Origin of the sequence: Chitinophaga sp. (assembly GCF_035538455.1) — a bacterium.
Taxonomy (GTDB): domain Bacteria; phylum Bacteroidota; class Bacteroidia; order Chitinophagales; family Chitinophagaceae; genus Chitinophaga.
Map to the genome: position 1 here is coordinate 28,582 of NZ_DATLKJ010000069.1, position 8,447 is coordinate 37,028.

Sequence of the window (8,447 nt, forward strand, 5' to 3'; positions counted from 1 at the left end):
GCAAACAGTTATCATCCTTAAAAACTTCACTTATGTTAAAACAACTCGAAAAGTTATCCGCTTTTATCGGAAATACGCCGCTGATAGAATTGAAAAATGATGATGCGAACCTCTTCGCAAAACTGGAATATAACAACTTCTCGGGCAGCTCTAAAGACCGTGCAGGATACAGTATCATATACAACGGCATCAAGTCGGGCCGCATTAACCAGGATACTACCATCATCGCTTCCAGCTCAGGAAACCTGGCCATCGCTGTGGCTTCTATCAGTAAAATGCTGGGCCTGAAATTTATACCTGTTATCGACCCGAACATCAATAGTGCATATGAGTCCTTACTGAACCTGCTTTCCTGGAAAGTAGTGAAGGTATCAGAACGCGATAAAACCGGCGGTTACCTGCTCACCCGCATCGACACCGTCAACCAGTTGCATGCAAGCATTGAAAACTCATTCATCGCTGATCAGTATGGCGATCCGAATAATTACAAAGGGTACTTCGGTTTTACGGAAGAAGTAATCCGCTCTTTCGATCACCTCGATTATATCTTCATCGCTGTAAGCTCTAGTGGTGCCATCACCGGTGTTTCAAAGAGTATCAAGCAGAAAAGGCCGGATATTAAAATTGTAGGCGTAGACGTGGAAGGTTCTGTTATCTTCAACGCGCCTCCTGTAAAGCGTTATATCTCAGGTATCGGCGCAAGCCAGGTTCCGCCTATTATTGAGAACGCCATTATTGATGATGTGGTAATCGTTTCGCAGACAGACATCATCAAAGGATGCTTTGAACTGCTCAATGAGCAGGTGATCTTCGCCGGTGCCTCTTCCGGCGCAGTATACCTGGCTGCCAAGAACTATTTCAAAGAAAACCGGCACGTAACAAAACCTACAGCATTGATGATCTTCCCGGATAAAGGCCATACCTATCTCGACACCATCTACAACAAACAGTGGGGTGAACAGCTGGCGGAGAAACTGTCTGCAACTACTGTCGCATAATTCTTCAAACCCGAAAAAATACATACAACAATGTTATATCTGAATGCCACCAACATCAACGAACTGGGCGTTAACTGGAGTAAGCTGACATCCATCATCAGGAGCGCTACGGAAGCGCTGCACCGCAATGACTATTCACAGCCTATCAAACCCTATCTCCGCTATGGCGATCCCAAGAACAGGATCATCGCCATGCCCGCATACGTAGGCGGCGATGTGCCATTGGCAGGCATCAAATGGATTGCCAGTTTCCCGGATAATATCTATCACAACAAACTGAGAGCGCATTCAGTAACAATCCTGAACGAACATGATTCCGGCGTACCGTTGTGCATGATCAATACCGCTGCTGTCAGCGCCATCCGCACTGCGGCAGTATCCGGTGTAGTAGTGGAAGAGTATCTGGAAAGCAAAACACCTGATCAGCGCTTTACTGTCGCTATCATGGGCTTCGGGCCAATAGGCCGCACACACCTGAAGATGGTCACTGCTATCCTTGGCGACCGCATCAACCGTATCTTCCTGTACGACATCAACCCAGTTGATCTCAGTCATGTAGAAGACGCATGGAAAGATAAAGTGGAGGTAGTCACTTCCTGGCAGGATGCCTATACTACAGCAGACATCTTCATCACATGCACCGTATCCGCCAGCCCGTATGTGGATCTCCCACCCGTGAAAGGCTCTCTGCAACTGAATGTTTCATTGAGAGACTATAAGGCGGAAATGAGATCATATATGGATGTGATTATTGTAGACGACTGGGAAGAAGTATGCCGTCAGAATACGGATATAGAGAATATGCACAAAACAGCAGGACTCGAAAAAAAGGACACGCTCTCTATCGCTGATATTGTATGTAACAGGTCCCTGCAACAGGCTCCCGCAGACGCCGTAATCATGTTCAATCCCATGGGTATGGCCATCTTCGATATTGCAGTAGGCGGATATTACTACAATGAAGCAACCAGCCGCAAAGTAGGCGCCGTTATGCCCGACTAATAACCATCGGAATATAGAACACAGTCAGCAAACCCTATTGTTAACCATTTTTCATTATTTAATCACCTCTAAATTTTACACATGAAAAAATCAGATCTGTTTATCATGTTTCTCCTGTTTTCCACGATGGTAGCCTGCCGTAAGGGAGAATCGACCAACACCTTGTCAACCGGTGTTGAAAACCCTGGTACAATTGTTCCGAAAGAAAAAATCGACGCTTTCATCGGAGAACAATTAAAGAAAGACCAGAAATTTGAATGGAAATCCGCCGACGACATTACACTGTGGAGCGCCCTGGTACACAGCGATGGCATCCTCTCCGTTGGTTATCAACCTGCCGGCTTTACAGACTTCGACAACAAGATCGGTAACATCGATGTTGCACAGGGTGACTGGAAATCAGCCAGGGAACAAGTTTTAGCCCTGGTGTTGAAAAATGAACCCAACAAAACAGCAAAAGACATCCTGGCATTCAAGGAAGGACAACTGCCCTTCATAACCGTGAAGGTAAGCAACCTGGCCACTGTCAAAGCACTCAGAGCTTCTAACCTGGTACGTTATGCAGAGCCTATCGGTTATGGTAAAGTAATGCGCCTGGGTAATACTTCCACTGCAAAGGCCACCACAGAGTCCGGCTTACTCACTTTCGGCTGTGGTACCAACAATGCTGAACCAGGACTGATAGCTGGTACAGATTACATCAACATCTCTCCAACCTCCAAACAGTCCTGGAACTATGCCTACCACAAGATCCCGCAGGCATGGGTAAGATCTACCGGACAAAATGTAAAAGTGATGCTGATCGACACCGGCGTAAGCCCCGACCAGGATAACCTTGGCTCTTCCTTCAATCAGGGTTCTTCTTCTGGCAGAACCATTGAAAAACTCTCTACCTATCCTGGCGCTAACGCTGATGACGTATGCGGTCACGGTACCAGCATGGCAGGCGCACTCGCCGGCCCCCGCGGTACTGACGGCAGCGCAACCGGTATCGCCTACAACGCCAACCTGGTATCTGTACATGCAGGTGAGAATGTGGTGATCCTCTCTTCTGAATCTGTACAAGGCGTTACCGACGCTTATACACTCGCAGGCAACCGTAGCGATATTAAAATCGTAAGCATGAGTATGGGCACTATCATCGCTTACAACCAGATCACTGATGCGATCAAATATGCTTACAGCAAAGGTAAGCTGATGTTCTGCGCTGCAGGTACCACCAACAGTTCTATCCCTAACTGGCTGGGCGTGATCTATCCCGCTTACCTGCCACAAGTGGTAGCTGTTACCGGTATTAAAGATAACCTCACTGACCGTTGCGGTGATTGCCACGTAGGCCGCGAAGTTGCCTTCACGGTAGTAATGGAACAAACCAGCACAGCTAAAACCGCTTTGTCCCTGGCCATGACCGGTGATGCGCCTTCTACTGTAGGCGGTTCATCCGTGTCCACCGCCAGCACCGCTGCTATTGCCGCATTGGTATGGAGCAAATATCCCAGCTATCCGAAAGACAGCATCATCGCCAGAATGGCGAGAGCAGGCAACTATGCCAGCAGCAGAAGCCAGACTTTCGGCTGGGGCGTTGTAAATGCTGATGTGGCAGTAGGCCAGTAATATGTTTGATGATTTAACTTGTGAAAAAATGAAAGAGAAAGGCCCGCAAATTTTTGCGGGCCTTTTTATATTTATTCCAATATCTCTTTTCTCAATTGAATTATTTCTTTTGCTGCGAAAGGAAATTAACCAGTGATGCAAACTCCTCATATGACAATGCATTGGCAAGACCTGTTGGCATCATAGATGTTTTCATTTCCTTGCGGCTCAGAATATCTGCCGTCTTAACTGTGTATACCTCCCCGGTAATGTCCCGCATAACTACTTTTGCGGCTGTTTCCTCCGTAACAAATCCCATATAGGTTTTATTACCCTTTGCGGTGATCGTTATTGTTGCAAATCCCTGGGAAATAGATGCATTCGGTTTGAGAATAGATTCAGCGATCCGCTCACGGTTCATAATAGAACCAATCTGCCCCATAAAAGGCCCCTTCATCTTTTCGCCCTTGCTGAGACTATGACAGGCAACACATCCCTGGTTGGTGAACAGTACCTTTCCTTTAGCAGGATCTCCTTTTATTTGCTTCACAGCCAGGAGTACATCTTCGATAGATGACTTACCTACCTGTCCTTTCTTACTTTTTATTTTCTCCAGGTCTACTTTAGGCTCCTTTGATGCAACAGGTTCAGCTTTTTTCAGCGGGGCAAATGCAGCGATCTCCATTCTGTGGCGGGCATCCAGATCCCTGAACAAATCCATGTGAGCAGGACCGGCTTTCTGTGCCTCTTTTTTCAGGAACTTTTCAATCAAAGGCGATCCTGCCCAAAGTACCGCTCTGTAATACGGGCCATGGGAATCCGGCCGGGTTCCCCACCACCAGGAGGCGTCATAGGCATCCTCTTTTTTATACAGACGGGCCAACGTTGTCAGGATCTGTTTTTTCAGTTTCTCGTTTTTTGACGCCTGATAGGCGGCTATTAACCCGGTCACCACTTTTTCATCATGCATATAGCGCAGGGCCCATAAGGCCAGCGGTGCATTGGGACCGTTAACAGCTGATACGGCAGCATCTGCGGCATGAAGCTCCACAAGCGCCCGCACAGCCAGATGCGGCAATACAATGGCGGCATTGGGCGTAGCATGCGGCCCTTCCTTATCTTTCGCCGGCGCAGCAAATGACGCCGGTACTTTGGTTTGTAATAAAGCAGTAGCCGTCTCCATACGGCCCATACGGCCCAATCCTACTATCGCTGCGGCACGGACACGGGCAGAGGAGGCATTCAGTCCCTCCAGAAAAGGTTGCTCCGGAACATCCCCCAGTATGCCTTTGCGATCCGCCAGCGCCCGCAGTGCATGTTCTCTCATTACACTATCTTTTGTCAGTTCCACTAAGGCGGTAATACCTGCTTTCCCCGCCGCCTGTGCATAAGTATAGAGGCCGGCAACGCGGGCATACAACGGCTGCTGCCCGTCGGATGCAATCTTCAAAGCAGCGGAAATTCCCTGTTGATCAGCTCTCTGAAGCAACTCCTGAGAGGCATTTAACCGGGCTACTGCACTGGCAGACGTCAGCAAGCCAACCAGTTCATCCGTCGTAACTTTACCCAGATCCGGAAATGGTTTATAAGTCCAGTCATTGGGCACTGCACGCACTACAAAACCTATCGTATCACTACCGGAATAACCCGCACCGTCCCATGCGGAGAGGTAAAGCCTGCCTGACCCGTCAACATCCAGGTCCGTAATCTGGGATAACGCTATAAAATTTTCTTCTTTCTGCCGGAACGTTGCACCATCAGGCATTACCCTGTGAATATACAACATGCTTCTGCCCCAGTCGGCCATCATCGGAACGTTGTTATATTTCGCCGGCCAGTTCGGTTCCGACATAAATAAAGCCCCCGTACCGGAGCCTCCTCCAAGGTCTGCCAGCGCGGGTAATATTTCATCTGTGAAATGCTGGAACAATACAGGGTAGCCATATTCTCCGGATTGGATATGGTGTGAAAACCGCACATTCCATCCTCCGCCATCGTTGGTGTTTTCCCTCGTAAAAACATTCATATACGGGTCAATGGCAACATCATATACATTGCGCGTTCCATGGGTAAACACTTCCATTTCGGTGCCGTCAGGACGTACCCGCAGAATTCCGCCACCCAGCATGGTCAGCTTTTTACCGGAACGGTCCGTGGCGTCATGAAAACCAAAGTCGCCCACGGCAATATAGATCCAGCCGTCGATACCCATACGGATACCATTGGTAGCATGGTCAGTTCCCCTTTCCTGGATGTATTTGGTGTTACTGAGGTGTTCTATAAGCGGCTTAGGAGAACCGTCCGCTTTCCCGTCCCCGTCTTTATCTTCAAAAACTACCAGGGCCATCCCCGTAGCCTTCCCCGTTTCTTTGGAGAACGTCGTATGTAGTACAAAGACCTGATTGCCCATCACAATAATCCCCCGTGGATTATCTACTGTTGCAAACTCGGTATGCTGATCCATTTTGCCATCATTGTCCCGGTCCACCAGTTTGAGTATCCTGCCTTTACCCGGGTCTTTGCCAAGAGAACCAATCATGTCTACCCCTACAAATACCTCTCCTGTTGGCGCTACTGCCAGGCAGGCGGGACTGGGTGTAATCGCCGGACCGGAAAAACGTGTAAGTCTTAGTTCAGCGGGCGCAGTCTGAGCATGCGCGGAAAATGGTTTTACTGCGATAAGCGCTGTGACAGAGCATATCAGCGCAACTGAAAATTTGATCATTGTTAACTGCTTATGTAATTACGTGGAATTAATTAACGGCTGACCAAGATATAAAAAATTAATTTTTTATAATAGAATTATTATTTACGTCATCCGCCCGCTGTTCATTTATGGAACAGGAGCAATCTTACAGCTTCGCAGGAATTCCTCAAAAGAGTCCGCTATTTTAACGAAGGTGGCCCGTTTCAGATCATCAACAACCCGCTGGCCTTCTTCCGTCTCCTCATCCAGTTCATCTGCCGTAATACCATGTTTTTCAAAAACGAGTTTCGCCTTCTCTTCATAATAATTTCCATGAAACTTTGCCGGGTGATCACACATACCATAGTTGTAATACACAGCGCCATAGTCGGCTCCACCCAGTGAAAGGCAGAGCATATCTGCCGCATCAGGATAACTGCATTTTGCAATGGACATCATATTATCCGGCAGTACATCAAAGTCATACCTGGAATGTTCGTTAGACAACACCAGGTCATACAGTTCTTCGTTCTCTATATCAGCACCCTGCATGTCTTCCAGCCAGATGCCGAAGAACATAATAAGACACGGTGTAACCGGTCTGTTATTGTCCCTGGCCCATGTAAGCGGTGTATCAAATACAATCTCCTGGGTGTGCGCATCGTCGGTGTCATCAATAAATCCGGGAGAAACAAATCCGCCATTCTGCTGCAACATAAAGCGCCTGTAATCTTCAGGCAGAGGGGAGTAACCGAATTTTTCCTTCAGGATAGCATCTGTTTTGTCGAGTAGTTCCGGTGTAAGCCTCGGAAAAGACTGTTTTAAAATCATTGTACGGTTATAAGATGTCCAGGCACGAAGGTATTGTTTTAACAGATAAGAAGTAGCCGGCTTTCAGCTGTAGATAAGATGAAAACGTGATCTTACCGGCGGCTGAAAACCGACAGAGAATACATGCCGTTATCCCTTCTTCGCAAAAGAGATCAGGAGGTTGCTGATGGCATCGTAAGCTTCAGATAACTGTTCCAGGCCAGCCGGACTGCCCGGGTAGGGCCTGTCCACGGTAGTATTGGTCATGATAACCCAGCCCGATTGGGTAACAGGATCGAAACCAATTTCTGTGGCTACGCCCGGATCGTTACCGCCATGCATGAAGTTACCATTAAAGCGGAACCAGAATACCCCGATGCTGGCATCGCCGATGCCCAAGTTGGCCCCAGGTGTGAAGATCTGCTGATAGGAGGTCTTCTGCAGCAGCGTACCGTTACCGTTGTAGCCTTTTATGACTTCCCGCAGGTAGGTGACGAGATCTTCACCTGAAACGCGCCAGGAGCCGTCAGGATAAGTGCTGAAGCAATAAACAGGCACCCACTGCGGAGCGGGGAAAGGAGAGAGAAGATCAGCATACCGGCTGCTCATATTCTCGTCATAGAACATGTTGGCACTACGGAGTTGCAGGGGCTGGAATATTTTCGTTTGTACGTACACGTTATACGGTACGCCTGTTTTATATTCCACCAGGTACGCCGCCAGCGCAGCAGCGTAATTGGAGTAAACCACTTTCTCGCCGGGTTTGGCCGTTAGAAATGCCTGCTCTTTGTACCACTTGCCGCCAGGCACATAGTAATCCCGCAGAAAGGCTTCGAGTGTCTGCGGTGGCGTCTTGCCAAATGTGTAATTGTCCGTCTCATTGGTGAGCGTGTCCCTGATACCGGTAGTATGCGTTACCAGGTGTTTCACTTTGATGGGAATATCCGGATACAACCGGTGTACCACCTTGAAGGGAAGCAGGTCATTGATGTTGCTTTCCAGTGTGAAATGGCCTTCCTCCACCGCTTTCATGATGGCAATGGCAATCAGTGTCTTGCTGACGGAAGCCACAGGCATGGCCGTTTGTGCAGTAAAAGGCCTGGTCTTTTTCTCGTCCGCAAAACCAAAGCCTTTTGCATACACCACTTCCCCTTTTTTGATCACCGCGGTAAACAACCCCGGCATCACGGAACTTTTGTGAATGGCGCTGAGCTTTTCTGTAAGTTGGGCGGTGGCAGGGTCCCCGGGCTGAGGATCGCTGTCTTTTTTCTTGCAGGCTGCCGCTAGGATAATAGCAGGTAACAGCACTTTGAGCAGGTGCTTCATTGTAGGTTTCCGTTTTGTTGTAATAATAGGTT

General features: G+C 48.4%; 6 protein-coding genes. 3 read left to right on the forward strand and 3 right to left on the reverse strand.

Annotated elements, in window-relative coordinates; genetic code table 11:
- The first annotated feature begins 32 nt into the window (after positions 1-32).
- The 3 genes from VM802_RS08130 to VM802_RS08140 all read left to right on the forward strand — a co-directional run bounded on the left by VM802_RS08130 (position 33) and on the right by VM802_RS08140 (position 3,614).
- On the forward strand, positions 33-998 hold the full coding sequence (locus tag VM802_RS08130; protein WP_325529329.1) for a pyridoxal-phosphate dependent enzyme: 966 nt from the start codon (positions 33-35) through the stop codon (positions 996-998).
- A 30-nt stretch (positions 999-1,028) separates the two neighbouring features.
- Positions 1,029-2,000 carry a 2,3-diaminopropionate biosynthesis protein SbnB gene (locus VM802_RS08135; RefSeq protein WP_325529330.1) on the forward strand — a complete coding sequence of 324 codons (972 nt, stop codon included), beginning with the start codon at positions 1,029-1,031 and terminating at the stop codon, positions 1,998-2,000.
- A gap of 81 nt (positions 2,001-2,081) precedes the next feature.
- Positions 2,082-3,614 (forward strand): S8 family serine peptidase, encoded by a 1,533-nt coding sequence (locus VM802_RS08140; protein WP_325529331.1) that lies wholly within the window; start codon positions 2,082-2,084, stop codon positions 3,612-3,614.
- A 100-nt stretch (positions 3,615-3,714) separates the two neighbouring features.
- On the opposite strand, the gene VM802_RS08145 is transcribed toward VM802_RS08140, so the two are convergent.
- The 3 genes from VM802_RS08145 to VM802_RS08155 form a co-directional block, all read right to left on the reverse strand.
- The gene (locus VM802_RS08145; RefSeq protein WP_325529332.1) at positions 3,715-6,318 is read right to left on the reverse strand and encodes a DUF7133 domain-containing protein; all 2,604 of its coding nucleotides are present in this window, start codon (positions 6,316-6,318) and stop codon (positions 3,715-3,717) included.
- Between the two features lie 108 nt (positions 6,319-6,426).
- Positions 6,427-7,110: an SMI1/KNR4 family protein gene (locus VM802_RS08150; RefSeq protein WP_325529333.1), complete on the reverse strand. Its 684-nt coding sequence runs from the start codon at positions 7,108-7,110 to the stop codon at positions 6,427-6,429.
- Positions 7,111-7,239: 129 nt separating this feature from the next.
- On the reverse strand, positions 7,240-8,447 hold a 1,208-nt coding region (locus VM802_RS08155; protein WP_325529334.1), incomplete at its 5' end, for a serine hydrolase domain-containing protein.